Annotated in this window: 17 protein-coding genes; 9 read left to right on the top strand and 8 right to left on the bottom strand. The window is 65.0% G+C overall.

The features are described from left to right. Positions 1 to 19 precede the first annotated feature (19 nt). Positions 20 to 1,195, bottom strand: coding sequence for a DNA polymerase III subunit beta (dnaN, locus tag AB0L63_RS09255; RefSeq protein WP_364497014.1), 1,176 nt, complete (start codon positions 1,193 to 1,195; stop codon positions 20 to 22). Positions 1,196 to 2,035: 840 nt separating this feature from the next. Continuing rightward, a complete protein-coding gene (dnaA, locus tag AB0L63_RS09250; protein ID WP_364497011.1) occupies positions 2,036 to 4,018 on the bottom strand; it encodes a chromosomal replication initiator protein DnaA in 1,983 nt (660 codons plus the stop codon). A gap of 621 nt (positions 4,019 to 4,639) precedes the next feature. On the opposite strand from dnaA, the gene rpmH reads away from it, so the two are divergent. The 9 genes from rpmH to AB0L63_RS09205 all read left to right on the top strand — a co-directional run bounded on the left by rpmH (position 4,640) and on the right by AB0L63_RS09205 (position 11,783). Next, positions 4,640 to 4,783, top strand: a complete 144-nt coding sequence (gene rpmH, locus AB0L63_RS09245; protein WP_084483849.1) for a 50S ribosomal protein L34 — start codon at positions 4,640 to 4,642, stop codon at positions 4,781 to 4,783. Between the two features lie 21 nt (positions 4,784 to 4,804). Next, on the top strand, positions 4,805 to 5,236 hold the full coding sequence (gene rnpA / locus AB0L63_RS09240; protein WP_364497007.1) for a ribonuclease P protein component: 432 nt from the start codon (positions 4,805 to 4,807) through the stop codon (positions 5,234 to 5,236). Further along, positions 5,233 to 5,586 (top strand): membrane protein insertion efficiency factor YidD, encoded by a 354-nt coding sequence (gene yidD, locus AB0L63_RS09235; protein ID WP_364497004.1) that lies wholly within the window; start codon positions 5,233 to 5,235, stop codon positions 5,584 to 5,586. The genes rnpA and yidD overlap by 4 nt, the downstream gene beginning before the upstream one ends. Before the next feature lie 4 nt (positions 5,587 to 5,590). Then, positions 5,591 to 6,685, top strand: a complete 1,095-nt coding sequence (yidC, locus tag AB0L63_RS09230; protein WP_364497002.1) for a membrane protein insertase YidC — start codon at positions 5,591 to 5,593, stop codon at positions 6,683 to 6,685. A 149-nt stretch (positions 6,686 to 6,834) separates the two neighbouring features. Continuing rightward, positions 6,835 to 7,365: a protein jag gene (locus AB0L63_RS09225; RefSeq protein WP_364498127.1), complete on the top strand. Its 531-nt coding sequence runs from the start codon at positions 6,835 to 6,837 to the stop codon at positions 7,363 to 7,365. 120 nt (positions 7,366 to 7,485) lie between these two features. Further along, positions 7,486 to 8,214 (top strand): 16S rRNA (guanine(527)-N(7))-methyltransferase RsmG, encoded by a 729-nt coding sequence (gene rsmG, locus AB0L63_RS09220; RefSeq protein WP_364496999.1) that lies wholly within the window; start codon positions 7,486 to 7,488, stop codon positions 8,212 to 8,214. 562 nt (positions 8,215 to 8,776) lie between these two features. Further along, on the top strand, positions 8,777 to 9,784 hold the full coding sequence (locus AB0L63_RS09215) for a ParA family protein (RefSeq protein WP_364496996.1): 1,008 nt from the start codon (positions 8,777 to 8,779) through the stop codon (positions 9,782 to 9,784). A gap of 25 nt (positions 9,785 to 9,809) precedes the next feature. Beyond that, positions 9,810 to 10,838, top strand: coding sequence for a ParB/RepB/Spo0J family partition protein (locus tag AB0L63_RS09210; RefSeq protein ID WP_364496993.1), 1,029 nt, complete (start codon positions 9,810 to 9,812; stop codon positions 10,836 to 10,838). Between the two features lie 213 nt (positions 10,839 to 11,051). After that, a complete protein-coding gene (locus tag AB0L63_RS09205) occupies positions 11,052 to 11,783 on the top strand; it encodes a GNAT family N-acetyltransferase (protein WP_364496990.1) in 732 nt (243 codons plus the stop codon). A gap of 108 nt (positions 11,784 to 11,891) precedes the next feature. Here AB0L63_RS09205 and AB0L63_RS09200 read toward each other — a convergent pair whose 3' ends face one another. The 6 genes from AB0L63_RS09200 to AB0L63_RS09175 all read right to left on the bottom strand — a co-directional run bounded on the left by AB0L63_RS09200 (position 11,892) and on the right by AB0L63_RS09175 (position 21,243). Continuing rightward, entirely contained in the window at positions 11,892 to 13,088 is a 1,197-nt protein-coding gene (locus AB0L63_RS09200; protein WP_364496987.1) for an N-acetylmuramoyl-L-alanine amidase, read from the bottom strand. A 174-nt stretch (positions 13,089 to 13,262) separates the two neighbouring features. Beyond that, positions 13,263 to 13,589, bottom strand: coding sequence for a thioredoxin (trxA, locus tag AB0L63_RS09195; RefSeq protein WP_364496984.1), 327 nt, complete (start codon positions 13,587 to 13,589; stop codon positions 13,263 to 13,265). A 108-nt stretch (positions 13,590 to 13,697) separates the two neighbouring features. Further along, the gene (gene trxB, locus AB0L63_RS09190; protein WP_364496981.1) at positions 13,698 to 14,684 is read right to left on the bottom strand and encodes a thioredoxin-disulfide reductase; all 987 of its coding nucleotides are present in this window, start codon (positions 14,682 to 14,684) and stop codon (positions 13,698 to 13,700) included. A 243-nt stretch (positions 14,685 to 14,927) separates the two neighbouring features. Then, complete coding sequence (locus AB0L63_RS09185; RefSeq protein ID WP_364496978.1) at positions 14,928 to 15,761, bottom strand: hypothetical protein; 834 nt, start codon at positions 15,759 to 15,761, stop codon at positions 14,928 to 14,930. Positions 15,762 to 15,855: 94 nt separating this feature from the next. Beyond that, entirely contained in the window at positions 15,856 to 16,416 is a 561-nt protein-coding gene (gene sigM, locus AB0L63_RS09180) for an RNA polymerase sigma factor SigM (RefSeq protein ID WP_364496976.1), read from the bottom strand. A gap of 414 nt (positions 16,417 to 16,830) precedes the next feature. After that, positions 16,831 to 21,243 carry a lipid II flippase MurJ gene (locus AB0L63_RS09175; RefSeq protein ID WP_364496974.1) on the bottom strand — a complete coding sequence of 1,471 codons (4,413 nt, stop codon included), beginning with the start codon at positions 21,241 to 21,243 and terminating at the stop codon, positions 16,831 to 16,833. Positions 21,244 to 21,344 lie beyond the last annotated feature (101 nt).

The following is a 21,344-nucleotide window of genomic DNA, read 5'->3' as shown; positions in this document are numbered from 1 at the left end:
AACGCATCGGCGCCGATGCTCAGCCCGGCAACCGAACCGGCATCAACAGGTAGATGTACGGGCTCTCCAGTGCGGCGAACGCACCCGACTCCGTCACCTTGGGTTCCTCGTCGCTCGCAGGCAGCAGCACCGCGGGCCGGCTCGGCGTGGTGAAGCCGAAGGTGACCCGATCGGCGTGCAGCGCGGATAGTCCGTCGATGAGGTAGCCCGGATTGAACGCGATGGTCAGTGCCTCACCGCGGAACTCGGCCTCCAGCCACTCCTCGGCACGGCCCGCGTCATCGCCGCCGGCCGAGAGCAGCAGCCCCTCGCCGGTGAATTCCAGCCGTACCTGGGCACCGCGCTCGGCGACCAGCGCGACGCGCTTGATGGCGTCGGTCAGCGTGGCGACCGGGAGGGTGGCGATCGAGGTGTGCTCCTTGGGGAGCAATTGCCGGAACTTGGGGAATTCCGCGTCGAGCAGTCGGGTGGTGGTCCGACGGCCCCCATTCACGATGCCGAGCAGACCGTCCGCGCCACTTCCGGTGCCGAGCGAAAGTTGTACGGGAGCATCCGATGGGCCGAGCGTCTTCGCGGCCTCCGACAGCGTCCGGGCCGGAATGAGCACCGAGGTCTCGATATCGGTGCGGGCGGGCTGCCATTCGATGTGCCGGACCGCCAAGCGGAATCGGTCGGTGGCCGCGAGTACGACCTGCGGCCCCTCGATCTCGACCCGGATACCGGTGAGCATCGGCAGGGTGTCGTCACGGCCCGCGGCGACCGCGACCTGTCCGACCGCCTCGGCGAAGACATCGACGCTCAGCTGCCCGGTCTGCTGGGGCACCTCGGGCAGCTGGGGATAGTCCTCGACCGGCATGGTCGGCAAGGAGAATTTCGCGCTACCACAGGTGATCAGCACGCGGGTGCCGTCGACGGCGACATCGACGGGCTTATTGGACAGCGCCTTGGTGATATCGGCGAGGAGTCGGCCGGAGACGAGCACCTCGCCGGGGCCGGCGACCTCGGCCGCGACGCGCATCTGCGCGGAGACCTCGTAGTCGAAGCCGGAAACGGTGAGTCCGTTCTCGCCCGCCACGAGTAGTACGCCGCCGAGTACGGGCACCGGAGGCCGCGACGGGAGGCTGCGTGCCACCCATGCAACGGACTCGGCGAAATCCTCTCGGGCGACCCGAAACTTCATACTCGCCAGCTCCATCGCCCGATCTGTCCTCTCCCGGTTCCGTGATCTCTGTCGGCTCGTCAGCGTTGATTCTCGAAAAAGGGGGTGCTGTACCTGCCGCCTTGCAGTCTGGCATAGGCGACCGACATTGAACCGTACTCGTCCGGACCAGCTGAACCTAGCCCGACCCTCCGGTTGTTCTGTGTAGCGCCCATGAACCGCGCTCCGAAATATCGAGCAAGGACAGCAGGTGCGGGTGGGTCACGCGGATGTCTTTGCGCTCTTCTCCTTGCTTGTCTCGGCGAGTGGTTCGGATGCCGATGCTCACCGATCGACTTTCCACACATCCTGTTTTGAAGAGAGATCTTCAAGAAGAAGAACTGAAGTAGTAGTAGGCACTGTGGAATCTGTGGACTGCGGCCGAATCCGCAGGTCCGGGGGTGTGGTGCGGTGGGGATGACTACTGGGTGACTCGAGGATGAACGGAGAGGGGTTGTGGATGTCGCGGATTTGTTCCTCATTCATCCTCGAGCACTCCTCGAGTTGTTCCACCAGATTCACCAGGTTGTTCACACCTGTGCACCGAATCGTGGACAGCTCGAGGAATCCTCGAGGACTCCACAGGGACTCCTCGAGGATTCCACAAGCCGCTGACCGAGCCCGGTGCTGGTCAGGGCCTGTGTGTTGCGATGGCTGTGGACTCTGTTGATTCCACCCCTGTTAGCGACGGATCCACGATCATGCGCACAGCCTGTGGACGAACCGGTGCACAACTCGGAGTTTCCTCGAGGACTCCACAGGAATTCCTCGAGGAGTCCACAGGGCACAAAAAAGCACCGCCCCAGGTCAGGGGCGGTGCCGAGGTGTTAGTGCTGGTCAGCGCGAACGCTGTTTAATCCGGGCTGTTAGTTCTTGTACTTGGTCGTAGACGCGGCGCCGCTCGGTCATCTCTTTGCGCACCTTCTTCTCCGCGTACATGACCGTGGTGTGGTCGCGACCGAAGGCCTGGCCGATCTTGGGCAGCGATAGATCCGTTAGTTCCCTGCAGAGATACATGGCGATCTGACGGGCCTGGGCCAGCGGCCGGGCCTTACCCGGGCCGGTCAGCTCCTCGAGCGTGGTGTTGAAGTATTCGGCGGTGACGGCCATGATCGTCGCCGCATTGATCTCCAGCGTCGCGGTATCCGGCATGAGATCGCGCAGTACGACCTCGGCCAATGGCAGGTCCAGCGCCTGGCCGTTCAGTGAGGCGAAGGCCGTCACCCTGATCAGCGCACCCTCCAACTCGCGGATATTGCGCTCGACCCGACTGGCGATCAGCTCCAGCACATCGTGCGGTACGTCGAGCCGGTCCATCCGGGCCTTCTTGCGGAGAATCGCGATGCGCGTCTCCAACTCCGGCGGCTGCACATCGGTGATCAAGCCCCATTCGAACCGGGTCCGCAGCCGCTCCTCCAGCGTGGCCAACTGCTTGGGCGGCCGGTCGGAGGACACCACGATCTGCTTATTGGCGTTGTGCAAGGTGTTGAAGGTGTGGAAGAACTCCTCCTGGATACCTTCCTTACCCTCGATGAACTGGATGTCGTCGACCAGCAGAATGTCGGTCTCGCGGTAGCGGCGCTTGAATGCCACCTTCCGGTCGTCGCGCAGACTGTTGATGAAGTCGTTGGTGAATTCCTCGGTCGATACGTACTTCACCCGCATACCGGGGAACAGTCGCTGGGCATAGTGTCCGGCCGCGTGCAGCAGATGGGTCTTGCCCAAACCCGAGGCACCCCAGACGAACAGCGGGTTGTAGGCACGTGCGGGTGCCTCCGCGATCGCGACCGCCGCGGCGTGCGCGAAGCGATTGGACGCGCCGATGACGAAGGTCTCGAAGGTGTACTTCGAATTCAGGCTCGCCGAGGAATTCGACGGCGCCGGATTCTCCTGCGACTTGGTGAAGTAGGTAGGCCACGAATTGCGGACATTGACGACCGGTTCGTCATCGTGCGAGTTGTCCGAGATCGGCTCGCGGACCGATTCGTGCGCGGCCGCGATGGCGGGATCGCTGCTCGGGCGGGATTCTCGCGCGGATGCCGCCTCCCGCAGCGGCGCCCGGCCCTGCGCCCGTACCGGTTCCGGTGCCGGCTCCGGATTGAACAGTGACTCCTGTCCGGGCGGTATGGAATCGCGGCGCGGCGGGAGTCCGGATTCGCGCCGGGGCGCGGGCGACGGCTCCTGCCGTTCGCCATTGGTCTGGCTCGGATAGTCCCCACGGGGCGGGTACTCGTCGGTCGGGTATCCCCCCGCCACTTCGTATCCGGGCACCGGCAGGTACTCCGGTGCGCTCGCGTATTCGGGCGCGGGCTCGTAGTCGGGTGTCGCCGAGTAATCCGATCCCGCCGGGTAGTCGGGCGCCGCCGGGTAATCACTGGGCTGGGCATAACGCGGCGGGGCGTAGTCGTTGCGTCCGGGATAGTCGGGCGCGGGGTAGCCGGCCGGACCGCGCCCGCTGTCGCGGCCACGCTCGGGCCGACTTGTCATACGCGCGTGGCGCGGATTATTGCCGAGACGTTCGGTCGGCTGGTTCGCCGGCGCCGCGATCCGGACGCCGAGGCCCTCGACCTGCGGACCGAGACGACGGCCAAGCGAACGCAGAATGGGTTCGCGCAGATCGCGTTCGATGGCCTCCTGGGCCAACGACGAAGGCACCGAGAGCAAGGCGAACCCCTGCGCCACGGTCAGTGGCTTGACCAGTTTGAGCCAGGCCTGCTGGGCCCGGGACACCGGCGGGATGGCACCATCGGCCGAGCCGGTGGTGAGTTCAGTAACCACCTCCGGCCACACGGTGGCCAACACGTTCTGCTCGTCGTCCATGCAGTTTCCTCCCCGGAAGTAGGCGATAGGAGCAGACGGTCGGATTCTGCGAAGTATCGGCCATGGCTGAGTCGATGTTTGTGATTCCGCGTACGTCCGTAACCGGTTCGGACGCAGCCCAGGTCCCCCATCCGGGCGGCGGCGTGGCACCGTCGGCCCTACGAATATGCCACTTCAGGGGTCTTTCCACACAATTATCCACAGATGTGGAGAACCCTGGGGAAATGTGAAACGAGGTTGCGCTCTGCGGCTATACGGCCTGGACCTGCGGTTCTGCAGCAATCCCCTGGCTATGCACCTTGGCCGGTGCGGCGGCCGCCGGCTCGGGGTGTGGACGAACTCACGGTTATACCCAGGATGCGATGACTCCGGTGCGGCGGTTTCGAGCAGTCTACGATACGGATGGGCCGAGTTTGACCCGCACTTTGCCGATCAGTACCCTCGTACAGTCACCCCTTGGTGCGGTGGCGGTCCTGTGCTGACCGTGTCAGGTCGTATCGACCTCGTGCGCCAGGACCGACGCGCATCGATGATGACCACCTCGTGATTCATCGCGCAAAGACGTATCACTGACAAGCTTTGGGCGCCGAACGGGGCCCACCTACTGGAGGAGTGTCGACCGTGGCCAAGGGCAAGCGGACGTTCCAGCCGAACAACCGTCGTCGGGCGCGTGTCCACGGCTTCCGTCTCCGTATGCGCACTCGCGCTGGTCGCGCCATCGTGTCCGCGCGTCGCAGCAAGGGCCGCAAGTCCCTCACTGCCTGATCCTCGCTCTCGGACGCTCCGGTGTTGCCTGAGCCGTATCGGTTGCATCATCGTGCCGACTTCTCCCGGACGGTGCGCCGCGGCCAGCGAATCGGGAGGCGAGATCTGGTCGTACACGTGCTCATGCACGGGTATGACGGAATTGTGGGCGAGAGTGGACGAAGAAGCGATGCGGCAGAGGCCGGATCGTTGGTCCGCGTGGGCGGTCCGCGGTTCGGATTGATAGTCAGCAAGGCGGTGGGCAACGCGGTGATTCGACACCGCGTCGCCCGCCGCCTGCGTCATATGTGCGGTCAGGTGATCGCCGAGCTGCCCGCCGATGCCGATATCGTCATCCGCGCATTGCCCGGCGCCGCGACCACCGACTCGACAGAGTTGCTCCGCCAGCTGCGTGGCGCGCTGCGCAAGCTCGATATCATCCGCCCATCGGCTACCGTGGCCGGTGCGGGATGAGTGCGCGCTCCACCATTGCTCGGTTACCTGCGAACACGGTGATCTTCCTGATCGAGCTCTACCGGACGTATGTCTCCCCCATGCGCCTGCCGGTGTGTCGTTTCACCCCGACCTGTAGCGAGTACGCGGTGACCGCGTTACGCACCCGCGGCCTGTTCGTCGGCCTCGGATTGACGGTCGTGCGATTGGCGAAATGCGCACCCTGGCACCCTGGTGGGTGGGATCCCGTTCCGGAGCGGAAAACACGCGAACGGAACGAGACAGCCGCCGACCAGCAGCCATCGGCGCCACACGCTTGTAAAGGATCACCGCGCGCGGTGATCGGCGATACGAACGACGGGAGTGCATAGAGCCGTGCTCGACTTCATTTATTATCCGGTGTCCTGGATCCTCTGGTTCTGGCATCGGGTCTTCGGGTTCGCGTTCGGCGCGGACAACGGACTCACCTGGGCACTGGCCGTGGTGTTCCTGGTGTTCACGCTGCGCTTGGTGCTTTACAAGCCGTTCGTCAAGCAGGTGCGCACCACCAAGCAGATGCAGGAGCTGCAGCCCCAGATCAAGGAGCTGCAGAAGAAGTACAAGAACGATCGCCAGAAGATGGCGACCGAGATGCAGAAGCTGCAGAAGGATCACGGCTTCAACCCGTTGATGGGCTGCCTGCCGATCCTGGCGCAGGTGCCGGTCTTCCTCGGTCTGTTCCATGTGCTGCGTTCGTTCAACCGCACCGGCACCGGTATCGGCCAGCTCGGCATGTCGGTCTACGACAATGCGCATACGCCGAACTACGTCTTCAGCGCCGTCGACGTCCAGTCCTTCCTGAGCGCGCGTATCCTCGGCGCCCCCATCTCGGCCTACATCACCAGCCCGCCGAGTCAGCTGCAGGCCTTCGCCGACTACGGCGGCGTGCCGACCAAGCTGAGCATCGCACTGGTCTCCATCCCGCTCATGGTGATCGCCGGTCTGGCGACGCACTTCAACGCCCGCGCCTCGGTGGCCCGGCAGAGTCCGGAAGCCGCGGCCAACCCGCAGTCGGCCATGATGAACAAACTCGCCCTGTGGGTGTTCCCGCTCGGCGTGCTCGTTGGTGGTCCGTTCCTGCCGATCGCGATCCTGCTCTACTGGGTCTCCAATAACATCTGGACTTACGGACAGCAGCACCTCGTCTTCGGCCGTATGGCGAAGGAAGAGGAAATCAAGAAGCAGCAGAAGCTGGAGCAGCGCGCACAGAACGCGCCCAAGCCTGGTGCGAAACCGGTCAATGTCAAGAAGAAGCAGTCACCCTCCGACGCGACACCGGTCGATGCGAATGCCGATGCCGTAGATGCGGTCGACGCGGCACCGTCGACCAATGGCACCGCGAAGTCGCCGACCAAGGCGGGACAGCGGCGCTCCGGCGGGCAGAAGCGACCGGGCAACCGTGGGCGCCCCAACCAGAAGCGACGGCGCTGACACCTCAGCGCGCCTGCGGGATCTCTGAGCAACCCTGTTCGCGTTCTCCGATTGGCGCTGGTCGCCGGTCGCGCGCGATGAGCAGATGAAGAGGAAATCAAATGACTGTTGAAACCGACGGAGGGGACGCCACTGTGGCGACGACGACGATGGTGAACGATGCGGACGGTCGCGAAGCCGATGCGGGGGCCGACTCCACCGACGCTGCGAACGATGCCGAGGAAGCTCTCATCGAAGAGGGCGAAATCGCGGGCGACTACCTCGAGCAGTTGCTCGATGTGCTCGACTTCGACGGCGATATCGATCTCGATGTCGAGGGCGACCGCGCCGTCGTGAGCATTGATGGCGGCCGTGATCTCTCCAAGCTGGTCGGCCGCGATGGCGAGGTGCTCGACGCGCTGCAGGAGCTGACCCGCCTCGCCGTGCAGCAGGCCACCGGAGTGCGCAGTCGGCTCATGCTCGACGTGGCGGGCTGGCGCGCCAAGCGTCGCTCCGAGTTGAGTGCGCTCGGCACCGCCGCCGCGCAGCGAGTGCTGGAATCCGGTAAGCCGGAGCCGTTAGCGCCGATGACTCCGTTCGAGCGGAAGATCGTGCACGACGCGGTCGCCGCCGTCGATGGTGTCAGCAGCGAGAGCGAGGGCGTCGAGCCGAATCGGCACGTTGTCGTGGTGCCTGCCTGAATCGCGCACTGTGATTGGATTAGGGCCTCCGGTCTTCGGACTGGAGGCCCTTTTCATGTCTCGGATGCGCTCCCCTGCTCCTGGCCCCATCGCCACACTGATCGACTCGAGTTCGAAAGGATGTTTCACGTGGAACGAGATCTCGGCGGCATCACCGCGTTGCCGAATGAGCTGGAGCCCCCGGCCGCGGCCACGGTGGTATTCGGAGACCGGCTGGATCTCGCGCGTCGGTACTGTGCCGCCCTCGCCGCCGCCGGCGTCGAGCGCGGACTGATCGGTCCCCGTGAGGTGCCGCGGCTATGGGATCGGCACATTCTCAACTGTGCGGTGGTCGGTGAGTTGATGGCGGAGGGCACCACTGTTGTCGATATCGGCAGCGGTGCCGGACTGCCTGGAATTCCACTGGCGATCGCGCGTCCCGATCTTCGGATCACCTTGGTGGAGCCGCTGTTGCGCCGCACCATCTTTCTGAGCGAATTCATCGAGGCGGCCGGACTCGATGTGACCGTGGTCCGCGGTCGGGCGGAGCAGTCGGGCGTGCTGAAGGAAGCCGGCGGCGCGGATGTGGTGACCTCTCGCGCGGTCGCCCCGCTGGCGAAGTTGGCGCAATGGTCCGTCCCCTTGTTGCGTGATCATGGACGGATGCTCGCGCTGAAGGGAATCAGCGCGGCCGAGGAACTCGAGCGCGATGGCGAGGAATTGACGAAGGCGGGCGCGGGGAATGCGGCCGTGCTGGAATGCGGTGCCGGACTCGTCTCCACCCCGACCCTGGTGATTAGCGCGGAGCGGTTGCCGCGCGCCGAACGTCCGTCGCGTCGGGCCGGCAGGTCGACGCGGAAGTCAAAGTAGCAGTGGCCGATTCGCGACAATGTTTCATGTGAAACGACGCTTCTGAGCGCCTGCATCTCGGCGGGCTGCAAACGCGAAACTTCACGTGACGTTTCGAATCCGATGCCCGTGGATGGGGAACACGATGATCTCCATTCCGCCAGGCTCATTGGATGCGAGAGCGCCCGACGTGGGCCGCTCGCTCCCTCGGGCCATATTCGATGTTTCATGTGAAACAGAACTTCGGTGTCGGTCCGGGACTTCATGTTTCATGTGAAACAGCGAATCGAGTCCGTCAATCTTGTTCGTGGCAACGCGATTCGGTGCTGATTTGCGTGTCCTTTGCGTGATGCCGCGATTCAGCTTTCTTATCGCGCTGAGTACTGGCAAGCTAGTGGGCGTCGGGCGTGAGCGTTGGTGCCACGGAGGGATGTGGGTGCCGCAGCGGCAAGAGCTTCGCTCGGTCGATCGGGCGCCGCGGTTCCGATTGAGCATCAAGTTCGATCCGACACGGCTAGTGATGACACGGCGTCGAATTCGGTCGGGCGCTTGTGATCTGAGGTTCTCGCGTTAGGAGCTGTCTATGTCGAGCGGTCCGGCGAATGTTTCACGGGAAACAGCGTCGCGCGTGCCGGGGATGCTGGACTCCAGCACCTTCGATGCGGAGGCATTTGGAAGCACACCGTTCGGGCACATCTCCCCGAGCGAGACCCCGATAGCGGCCGAAGCCCAACGTGCAAGCCAGATATTGCATCCAGGAAAGGTGACAGTGCCGAAACCGCGCGAGCAACGGATCATCACCATCGCCAATCAAAAGGGGGGCGTCGGTAAGACGACAACCGCCGTGAATCTCGCGGCCGCCCTGGCGCATACCGGGATGACGGTTCTCGTGATCGACCTCGATCCTCAGGGCAATGCCAGCACCGCCCTGGGCGTCGAACATCACTCGGGTGTCCCGTCGAGTTATGAACTCCTCATCGGCGAGGTGTCGGTGCGGGATGCGATTCAGCGGAGTCCGCATAGCGAGCGCCTGCTGTGCATTCCGGCGACCATCGATCTGGCCGGCGCCGAGATCGAATTGGTTTCCATGGTGGCCAGGGAGGGGCGGCTCAAGGCCGCCATCCAGGAGGCCAATATCGCTGGGTACGACATCGATTACGTCATGATCGACTGCCCGCCGTCGCTCGGTCTGCTCACCGTCAATGCGCTCGTCGCGGCCAAGGAGGTGCTGATCCCGATCCAGTGCGAGTACTACGCGCTGGAGGGTGTCGGGCAGTTGCTCCGCAATATCGGTCTGGTGCAAGCGCATCTGAATCCCGAACTACATGTGTCGACGGTGATTCTCACGATGTACGACGGTCGAACCAAGTTGGCCGACCAGGTCGCCGAGGAGGTACGTGGGCACTTCGGTGATGTGGTGTTGAAGTCGGTCATCCCCCGCAGTGTGAAGGTCTCCGAAGCGCCGGGCTATGGCATGACGGTGCTCGATTATGATCCAGGCTCCCGGGGTGCGATGAGTTATCTGGACGCCGGTCGCGAGATGGCTGCGCGGCCGGTTGTTCGGCCGGGTGCGGCAGAGCGCGCGCAGTGACGAACGAGGAAAGGGTCGGTAACCGATGACTCAGGCGAAGAAGGGCGGGCTAGGCCGCGGACTTGCCGCGTTGATTCCGACGGGGCCGGCGGCCACACCAGGGCTCGGTGCCACACCGGGACTCGGCAGTGCCGCAGCCAATGTCGTCATCGGCATCGATCCGATCGGACCGCAGCCGGCTTCCGCCTTCCTGCACCGGGTCCCTGACCCCAACGATGAGCAGCTGTCGGATGGTGGTGCGACCTATCGGGAAATTCCGCCGGAGCAGATCGAGCCGAATCCTAAGCAGCCGCGACATGTTTTCGAAGAAGACGCGCTCACCGAGTTGGTGCACTCCATCAAGGAATTCGGCCTCATGCAGCCCATCGTGGTGCGTCGGCTGGAGCCGGGGGTGGACAAGTATCAGATTGTGATGGGCGAGCGTCGTTGGCGCGCTTGCCAGGAGGCCGGACTCGCGGCCATTCCGGCCATTGTCCGCGAGACCGCGGATGGCGCGATGCTGCGGGATGCCCTGCTGGAGAACATCCACCGGGTGCAGCTGAACCCGCTCGAAGAGGCGGCGGCCTATCAGCAGCTGCTCGAGGAATTCGATGTCACCCATGAGGAATTGGCCACGCGAATCGGTCGATCCCGACCGGTGGTGACGAATATGATTCGCCTGTTGAAACTGCCGATCCCGGTGCAGCGCCGGGTCGCGGCCGGCGTACTTTCCGCCGGACACGCTCGCGCGCTGCTCGGCCTCGAGGCAGGCGCCGACGCTCAAGAGGTACTCGCCGCCCGCATCATCGCCGAGGGATTGTCGGTCCGGGCCACCGAGGAAGCCGTCACCCTGGCAAACCGGGATCCGGATACGGCCGCTCCCCCCGCACCCCGGCGCAAGCCGATTCATATGCCGGGTTTGCAGGATGTGGCCGAGCGGTTGTCGGAATCATTCGACACGCGCGTCACCGTGAGCCTCGGCAAGCGGAAGGGCAAGATCGTTGTCGAATTCGGTTCGGTCGAAGACCTCGAACGCATCGTAGGCATGATGGAGCAGCAGCAGCTCGGCAAGTGAAAGAAGTGGCAAAATAGCCGTGTGTTTCCAGTAGGCAACCGGTCCGGCGTCGAAACGTCACTGTGACGGCGCGGAAACGGCCTACGGCGCGGCTTCTTAGCAACAGCACAGCGACGTGGAATGAGGCGGGTTCGCTTTGATCGCTTATTCTTGCTGGCGAGTGAATGCAGCGTGAGCGTGGATGAATCGGATAGCTGGAGGCTGAGCAGAGCGGTGTCGACCAGCGTCACAGCACTAACCCTGGGCGGACTCGATAAGCTACCCGCGCATGCGCGGCGTTGCGTGTTCTGGGAGATCGATCCGGCCGTGGCCGCGACCTCCCGTGAGTTCAGTGATCCAGTCTTCGAGAAGGAGGCCTGGCTCTCCACGGTCATGCTGGAGTGGGGTTCGTGCGGTCAGGTCGCGAACGTGGACGGCAATGTCGCGGGGTGTGCGCTGTACTCGCCACCGAGCACCGTACCGCGTGCCGGCCTCTTCCCCACATCGCCGGTCAGCCCGGACGCGGTCTTGCTGACCACGCTGCGGGCCGAATTCCCCTACCAGGATGCCGACATAGCCCATCGCCTCATTACGGCTGTGGTGGCCGATCTGGTGCGTCGCGGCGTCCGCGCATTGGAGGCCTTCGGGATTCGCACCGATCCCCCGGCGACCGCGATGTCGGACCGTTCGCTCGGCTCGATGCGGTTGATGGAGCGGATCGGCTCACCGATCCGGGATGTGGCCTCGGCCGGTAAGGCGACCGAATGTTCGCCGGAGACCTGCATGATCGAGGCCGACTTCCTGGAGGACGTGGGCTTCGAAGTGGTGGCGCCGCATCATCGTTTTCCCCGGCTGCGTTTGGAACTGAACTCCGATCACGGCTGGAAGGAAGATGTGGAGCGCGCGCTCGATCAGCTACTGGCCGCGGCCTCGCTGACCGTTCCCTTCCGCGTCGGAGCTCCCTGAGACCAAGCACAGATAACGGTGCGCTCCTGCTGACAGTTTCGTCGGCAGGAGCGCATTCGTATCGGAAGTATTGGTTGTTCGTAATCTATTGATTCAGAAGGAAGTTCGCTACATCCGGTCGGCAGCAGCCATTTCCTCGGCCAATAGTTCAGCGAAAGTGTATGTGCCCGTTGGCTGATCGTCTTGGCCGAGCAGATACAGCCGCTTCACCGAGATGAGGATCGCCTCGGCGATTACATCGCGCATCCGTGGGTTGGTGAGAACCGATGCATCGTATTCGTTTGTGAGATAACCGATATCGACCTGGACGGTCGGCATCTTGGTGAGCCGCAATAGATCCCAGGTGCGCGAGTGGGTTCGGCAGTCCTGCAACGAAGTTCGCGCAACCACCTCACGCTGGATGAAGCCGGCGAGCACTTGGCCGATCATCGATACCGACCCGTGCGAGTTGCCGAAGTGGAAGCCCGCGACACCGTTCGCGGACGGGCTCGGATTGGTCGCACACCGCAGCGAGATCATCAGATCGGCGTCGAAGGCATTGGAGGTATCGGCGCGCTCGGCATCGGTCGGATTGGCGCCCCACGGCCGCGACAGGAAGGTTTCCATGCCGGTGGCGGCCATTCGGCCCTCCAGCCTGCTGGCCAGGTCCCAGAGGATCTCCGACTCGTAGACATCGCCGTACTCGGTCGGCACCGCGAAGCCCTTATCCGGGCCGCCGAGGCCGGGATCGATGACGATCCGCTTGCCGGTGAGCTGCGGCCCGGCCCGGTGCACGACCTCTTCCTCGGCGATGCGATGCGGATTGCCTCCGGTGACGCGCGCCCCGAGCAGCTCCAGCGAGCGCAGCGTATCCGGACCGCAGATGCCGTCCGCCGCCAAGCCGATCTCCCGCTGAAATGCGGTGAGCGCCTCATGGGTGTGCGGGCCGAAGTAACCGTCGACGCGGTGCACGTAGAAACCGAGGTCCTGCAGCCTGCGCTGCAGCGTTGCCACATCGTCGCCGTAGAGCGGCGCGGAGAGCTGGTAGATCAACGTGCGGGCACCGAGGCGATAGGAGGCTTCCTTGAGCGCACGGTAGGTAGCCGGTCCGACGACCCCGTCGACTAGCAGTCCGCGGTGCTGTTGGAAGGCGCGAACCGCCGAGTCGAGCTGGCGATCGAAGGAAGCGTCGGTGTCCATCCAGTACTCTCGCGCATCAGCGTGATCTGCTGCGGCGGAGTGCGTATGCAGAAACCCGAGACTTGCCAGGGTGCTCCGAACCTCGGCGACGGCTGGACCGGTATCGCCGTGACGAAGTCGGTGCATGCGTGAGAGCCCTTTCCTTCCGTCCACCCGGGTACCCACTCATGCGAAGGCTCACACCGTCGCACGACCGGAGGTCGGTCGATTGTCTCAGACCCGGACCGGAATTCAGCAATTCCCGGCGTCCAGGCATCCTACGGCGCGTCGTCGAATGACGGCGTTCCTTTGACGAATACGTCAGATAATGCCGTCGAGTTCACGCAGCAGGGCGGCTTTGCCCTTTGCGCCGACGATCTGCTTGACCGGCTTGCCACCGGAGAACAGCATCATAGTTGGCAGCGAGAGGATCTGATAATCGCGGGCGACGCCCGGATTGGCATCCACATCCACCTTGGCCACGGTCAGCTTATCCGCGTGCGTGCCCGCGATCTCCTCCAGTACCGGGGCGACCATCTTGCACGGGCCGCACCAGTCGGCCCAGAAGTCGACGAGTACGGGCTTCGCACTGAGCAGCACATCGTCGGCGAAGGACGCGTCGGTCACGGTGACCGTGTTTTCGGACATGGGTATCTCCTTTGTTGAACTTCGGCGCTCCCGGGGCCCTCCGTGGTCACGCAAGCTACTGCCTCCGGGCCCGTCGCTCACGCCGCGGGTAGTGCAAAAATGATGAGATCAGTTGGCGGGCACGGCAATCGAGTTGCCGGCGTGATCCAGGGTGTTCGAGGTGATGTCACCCTGTTCGGCCAGCCAGCGCTCGGCGTCGATTGCGGCCCGGCAGCCGGTGCCCGCGGCGGTGATGGCCTGGCGGTAGGTGTGGTCGACCAGATCGCCCGCGGCGAAGACACCGGGCACCTTGGTGGCGGTCGAGGGGTGCAGCACCTGCACATAGCCCTCGTCGTCCAGCGCCACCTGATCCTTGACCAGCTCGCTGCGCGGGTCGTGACCGATCGCCACGAACAGGCCGGTCGCGGCCAGCTCGGAGGTCTCGCCGGTGCGGGTATCGCGCAGGGTCAGGCTGGTCACGCCGGTATCGCCGTTGACCGCGGCGACCTCGGCATTGAGGACGAACTTGATCTTCTCGTTGGCCTTGGCGCGCTCCAGCATGATGCGCGAGGCGCGGAATTCCTCGCGCCGATGCACGATGGTCACTGTGTTGGCGAACTTGGTGAGGAAGGTCGCCTCCTCCATCGCGGAGTCGCCGCCGCCGACCACGACGATGTCCTGGCCCTTGAAGAAGAAGCCGTCACAGGTGGCGCAGGCGCTGACACCGCGGCCGAGCAGTTTCTGCTCACCCGGGACGTTCAGATAGCGCGCTGCCGAGCCCATGGCGAGGATTACGGCGTAGGCCTGGTACGTCTCGTCACCGACGGTAACCGTCTTGATCGGGCCGGTCAGGTCGATGGCGTCCACATCCTCGGTCCGGATATCGGCGCCGAACCGCTTGGCCTGTTCGCGCATCTCCTCCATCAGATCCGGGCCCATGATGCCGGCCCGGAAACCGGGGAAGTTTTCGACCTCGGTGGTGGTCATCAGTGCACCGCCGAACTGGGTGCCCTCGAACAGCAGGGGCTGGAGTTCGGCGCGGGCTGCGTAGACGGCGGCGGTGTAGCCGGCGGGTCCGGAGCCGACGATGATCAAGTCGCGAACTGCGTTGCTCATGTGACCCTTCCGAGGGAGATTCATTAGACGTGTCGGTCAACAACAGGGTAAACGCAGATGTTCCCGCGCTCGCGCCCGCTTCCTACGATCGGCTGTCAGCCATCCACACGCTGATTTCGGATGTACGGGGGTAACGGGGTACGTCCAGCACTGTCCACGGCTGAACCGCCGGTCGGCAACATAGCTTCGGCGCACCCCACGGTGCCGGCGCAGGTTCGAGGAGGCGGAGGAGCCGCCCACTCGTCAACCGATATCGGTGAGTGCCAACCGCTGCGGATCGTCGCCGCCGCAACCGATTCCGACGACCAGTGCGGTGATCTTGTGTGGGCGCGGCCCGGTGAGCAGGATCAACACGGCGTCCTTGCCTTGGAAGGTGGTGTTGGTCGAGCCGAGGACGGTGCGGTCCAGGCCGTTGGCGTGGACGCAGCGGTTCAGGGCCGTTGGCGCGCCGAGTGCGCCGGTGACGTCATTGCGACCCAGGGCACTCAGTGCGACGGTGGTGTCGAGTTCGTCACCGAGTTGGACATTGCCGGTGCTCGGTTGGGCGCTGGGGGACACCTCGTGCCCGCGCAGTGCGTCCACAACGACCGCGACACTGGCCGCGACCGCGACCACGGCAGCCGCGGCGGCGAGCCAGCGGAGTGCGCGGGTACGGCGTTGCGGCAGCGGGATGGAAGCGGTGCCGGGTGTGGGGTTCACCGGTTCGGAATCCGTTGCGTCATCGGCGGATTCGGGCCACACCGTGGCCGTTGATTCCGGCCGTGCGGTGACCGAGGGCAGTCGATGGAGGGGTGCGACCCGCTCGCTGGGCTCCCACGCCGCATCCAGACCTTCGACGAACTCCGCCAGCCGTGCCGCGATATCGGCGGGCATGGCGTGGATGACACGCTCGTCCCGGCCGAGCGCGCGTAGTTCGGCGCTGACGTCATCGAGCGAGTTCAGGAACCGCAGGGCATCCGGATCATTGCGAACCACCGGCCATAACTGTTCACTCAGCTCCGGCGCCAGATTGTCGGCGTGCAGATCGGCGAGCAGTTCGGGCGAGAACGGAGGCTGCGGAACGGATTGCGTCGCCATCGCACCTCCGGGTTCTCGAGTAGATGCCCACCGCACATCACGGGCACTGCTGTATATCGTCTGGTTGTCCGTCACTATTAATGACGCATCACAGCTACTTCCGGTTCCCCGGATCACGCAGAAATTCCAAACGTTCTTGAAGCCGCAGCCGACCCCGCGCACATCGGCTCTTGATGGTGCCCTCCGGAACGTTGAGCAGCGCGGCTGTCTCCGCGACACTACGCCCCTCGAGTTCCACCGCGACGAGCGCCGCCCGCTGCTCCTCCGGCAGCGTGAACAGCGCGCGGTCGATGACGAGGGACATTTCCAGTTCGGCGATATCGTCCCTGGTGTCCTTCGGCTCCGGCATGGTCTCCGGCGACAGCGGTACCGCGCGGCGGGTCTTGTTGCGCCGGATCCGGTCCAGGCAGGCGTTCACCACAATGGCGTGCAGCCAGCTGCGCACCTCGGCCTCGGCACGGAAGGTGGCCGCGGTCCGGTGTGCCGAGAGCAGGGCGTCCTGCAGTGAATCGGCCGCGTCCTCGCGGGTATAGGAGGTGCGCAGGGCGGTCTGCCAGAGGTGGTCGTTATGGCGGCGCAGCAACTCGGCGAAGGCATGCCGCTGACCGCGGACATGGGCCTGCAGCAATTCGACATCGGTGAGCTCGTCGGGCACGAAAGAACGCTCGTCGAACGCAACAGGCCGTGACTTCCCCCGGTGGGAATCCTCGTTCAGTTCGGACGGCAAAACCAACCCCTTGGACAGCTCTCACGGCGACGACGGACATGAGCGACCACCATCGAATTTCGCAGCATCCAGGATCGAAAAACCAGAACCCGGGGGGCTCCCCCTGCTGTGAGAGCGCGGCTAGATCATATCGTCAGTAAAGATTTGACAGCAACCAGACCAGTCAGGGCTGAATCGGTGCGGTATGCCCGGGGAATCGACACCGGCGGGCGCGATGCGAGAACATTCGCAAGAACATTGGTAACTCGTCGAGCAAGCCCAAAAGTCAACGGGCACTTCACTTAGGACCTGAATGCGGCCCCAGCTGCGCTTGGTGTTCGGTCCGAATACTCGCCAGAGCGGTCAAGCCGCGGCGTCGAAGCGGATTTCGGCGATCGACGTCTGGAACTGCCCACCGGAATTGCCGAGTCCGGTGATCCAGACGAGTACATAGCGGGCCGCCTGATCGCCGTGGACCGGGATTTCGGTGATGCCGTTCTCTAATCGGGCCGAGCCGATCAGCTGGGTCTGGTCCAGGGTCGGTGCGGCCGTCGGCGAAGTGCGGATCTCGACCGAGGTGCCCGGACTCGGCGATTCGATCGAGACGCTCGTCAGCTTGGCCGGACTCGGCAGGGTGGCCAGCAGCCCGACGCCCTTCTTGAGCGCCGGGAACTGCTGGAAGTACTGATCGGTGCGCCAGACGGTGCCCGGATCGTGATCGAGCACCGCACCGGTACCACTGACATTGTCCGGAGTGCCCTCCGGGGAGAAGACCGACACGCTCGTCACCGGAACCGGCACCCCGCTCGCGGCCGTATCCGCCGTGCCGACAGAGGTGGGTGCGGGCCCAGGTGAGCTGTTCGTGGTGAGACCGATATTGCGCTGCTCATTGAGCGGTGCGTTCGAGGCGCTCGGTGCGAAGACACTGACCATCCACCAGATGATGATGCCGACCACAAGTGCGGCCAGGATGCCGAGCCCGACCATGATCCACATCATCCGCTGCGAGCGTTCCCGTTCCGCCGCAAGCAATTCCGGATCCGCGAGCGATTCCTCGACGCTGCTCGGCGGACGCTGACCGAGGCGAAGCACCGGGATGAAATCGGTCTTCTGATCGACCACCGAGGCCTGTTCGAGCACATGCTGCACGGTCGCCGCGGTGCGCACACCCTTATTCGATTCCAGTGAACGGACCGCGACCGCCGAAATCTCGAACGGCACCTCGGGCCGGATCTGCCGCGGTTCGACGGGGGTGCCATCGGAACCGAAATCGGCGAGCCGCAACCCGCCGACCGTAGCGGCGTTGCCGGTCATGCCACCAGCGCGGATCGGCCAGCGGGCAGTGATCAGCGCGTAGAGCATGGCGCCGAGGCCGCGCACATCGGATTGCGCGTCGGAATCGGACAGCGTGCCAGGGAATGCGAGTACCGCATCACCGGTGGCACTGATCCGGACCCGATCCGGATGGTCGATGGATAGCGAGCCACCGCCGCGGTGCGCCAGCTCGGCGGCCGAGGCCAGCGCCCGGACGGCGCGGGCGGCACCGATGGGCGATGGCACCGTTTCGGCCATTTCACGCAGCGACCGGCCCGGCGTCCACTCGGCCACCACGATGCCGCCGGAGCTGCCACGCACCACATCCAGCACGCGGGCCAAGCCCGGCGAGTTGATCCGGCCCAGGCGCAGTGTGCGCGACAGGATGGCCTGCGGACCGTCGTGACCGGAGTTGTCGGTGGCCTTCTGATCGGCATCGACGAAGGTGAGTGCGACCTCGCGGTCGAGCTTGATATCGAGCGCCTGCCAGAACCTGAGTCCGCGGGATCCGCCGTGACTCGCGAGCAGCCGGTAACGGCCGCCCGCTACCGAAGCGCCCGGAAGCAGCTTGGGGCCGCGCGGCGTTCTTCGGCCCGCATCGTCCATCGGCGGTAGCTGCGGCGGGATCGGGATCATCCCGGTGTCGTACATCGGATCGCGCTGCGGGGCCTCCAGCGGTTGCTCACCGGATCCGTCCGCCGAATCGTGCTCCGGCGGACCGCTATCGGCACCCTGATTCGCGTACGCGGGATCGGAGGCCTCCCCGGCGGGCGGAACATCTGTGGAGAGCCCGCCTGCCTTGGTCGTAGCAGATTCGGCGGCTGGGACGCCGCCCAGCGCCGCGTCGTCGCTCACCCTCGTTCCTCCTTCGCCCTGATATGTCGAAGTTTCGGCGAACTCGCCACCTGTGCTTCTCTGCCGAACAGGGTACGGGAACTCACCCATACCGGTGCTGTCAACGGTATGAGCTCGGATCACGGGTAGCACCATGGTTTGGGCATCCATGTACGGGTCGAAACCAGGGTATGCCACATACGGTTCGGGCCGCCGGAACACCTGCGTCGCGTACTCGTCCTCGACCGGGCCCTCGAGGTCGAGATCGGGGGCGGGCGGGGTGAAGCCGAGGCGCCGGGAGATGGCGACGGTGATCGCGACGATCTCCGGAATGCCGGCCAGGCGCATCAGCCCGAAGGCGACCGCGAACATCACGATGGCTGAGATGATCACCCGGATCAGCGAGCCAGGGCCGCCGGAGAGCCGGTCGATGCCGAGCACCTTGTCCACGATCAGCATGACCGCGCCACCCGCGATCGAGGAGAGCAGAACGCGGGTCACTGTGCGTCCGACATTGACCATGCGTAGATCGCCGAGGCTCTGGTGCAGCAGATAGCCGCCGATGACGGCACCGGCCAGGAAGCCGAGTCCGGTCGCGACACCGAGGATGATCACGACCTGACCGCTGTCGCTCGCCAGCACCGGCGCCAGTGCCGAGAACACGATCTTGATGGTCGTGATGGCGAGGATGATCCAGGTCGGCGTCCATGCTTGCTCCCTGGCGTAGAACACGCGCAGATGGATGAGCACAAGGGAGTACGGAATCAGCGTGAAGGCGGACCAGCTCACCGCGGTGCCGAGCCGTGCGGCGTCGCCGGTGAACCGCGCATAGCCGAACAGCGCCTCGCCGACCTGCGGACCGGCCAGCGTCAAGAAGGTGACCACCGGAACCAGGGCGATCATCGTCAAGCGGGTCGCGACGGACAGGTCGTCCACGACCGCGGGTGTGTCATCGGCGGCCGCGTTGCGGCTCAACCGCGGCATGATCGCGGTGAGCAGCGTGACGCCGAGTACGCCGTAGGGCAGCTGGAGCAGCAGCCAGGCGTTGGTATAGATCGCCGGGCCCGCCTCATCCGCCGTCGAGGCGATGTGATTCGAGACGATCAGACCGATCTGGCTGATCACCACGTACAGGATGATGGCCGAGCCCATCTTGCCGAACTGCTTGAGTCGCGCGTCGATACCCCACAGCGGCCGCAGATCGATCTGATTGCGCTTGATCGCGGGCAACAGGGTCAGCGCCTGGGTGGCCACACCGAGGGTGATGCCGCCGCCGAGGACCAGCAGTTTCGGATCGCTCATCCGAACCGGATCCAGCGTGATCTCGCCCGGTGTGAGGGCATAGAGACCGAGCACGACCAGCACGACGAGGTTGTTCAGTACCGGCGCCCAGGCCCCGGGTTTGAAGTTCTGGCGGGTATTGAGAATCGCCGTGAACAGCGCCGACATGCCGTAGAACAGGATGGCGGGCACCAATAGATAGGTCAGCGCCGTGGTCAGTTCGGTATTGACCTTGCCGTCCGAGGAGACGAAGACCCGGGTCGCCAGCAGCGGCGTCGCCGCCGCCGCGAAGAGTGTGGCCGCGGCCAGTACTACGAAGGCGGCGGTGACCAGCCTACGGGTGAATGCGACGCCGCCGTCCTCGTCCTCCTGTTCGGCGCGCACCAATGTCGGCACCACCATCGCGGTCAACACCGCGCCGAGAACGAGCTCGGTGATCATATTGGGGATCAGGTTGGCCGAGGTGTAGGCACTGGCGACGGCCGGGCCGAGCGCGGTCAGCAGCAACAGCTGTTTGCCGAAGCCGGTGACGCGGCTGATCAGGGTGGCGATCGCGATAGATCCGGAGTCGCGCAGCAGGCGCGAACCCGCGTTCTGTTTGGTTTCGGTGGCGACCGCGCCCGATGCGGGTGCGGCGGGCCATTCCTGGGTACGCGGCTTGGCCCCTTCCCGAGGAGCGGGATGGTGCTGTCGTGCTACCGGTTGCCGCCGTTCGACGGGTTGCTGATGCTCTACCGGCCGCTGTCGTTCGATCGGTGGATGCCGCGTCACCGGAGGCTGTGGCGGTGGCGTCTGATAGCTCGGTCGCGGCGCCTGATAGTTCGGCGGCGGCGCGAAACGCTGGGGCGGGACCCGAGGCGGTGCGCCCGGCGGTCCCGGTATCGGCTGGCCGGACGGCATCGGCCGCGGCCGAGCCGGACCGGGCTGTTGCGGCGACACCGGGTATTGGCGCTGGCCCGGATGCGATTGCTGACCTGGATGCGGCCGGGGTTCGGGATATTGCTGCGGGTCTGGATAGTGCTGGGGACGCGGTGCCGGTCGCTGCGGCGCAGGTTGCCTGGGCAATGCGCCGGAGGGCGGCGCCATCGGACCGGTGGGCGGCTGCGAGACGCGCGGTGTCGGACGGGGCGGCGGCATCGGTCGCTGCGGCTGACCGGGACGGCTCACCTGCGGTACGCGCGGTGAATCACCGAAACGTGCCTCGGGAGTCATCTCCGCGTCCTCCGGTTCTGCCGGTGGCTGCGCGAGCGGGCGTTCCCATGGTGCCGAAGGCGCCCGGCGGACCGGGGGTCCGTCGGGCCGATCAACAGGTGGTTGCCGATGAGCCGATAGTTCATCGTCGCTCATCGTGCCTCCTGCGCCATGCCAGCCCCCGTCGCCGGGCCGATGCCGTCCACGGTGTTACGCGATTGTCCTCCACGATGCCATGAGTGGGTGCCGGGTCGGTA

Source organism: Nocardia sp. NPDC051990, assembly GCF_040680755.1.
Classification (GTDB): domain Bacteria; phylum Actinomycetota; class Actinomycetes; order Mycobacteriales; family Mycobacteriaceae; genus Nocardia.
The sequence above is the reverse complement of the archived record's forward strand: the minus strand, read 5'-3'. Positions and strand labels throughout refer to the sequence as shown.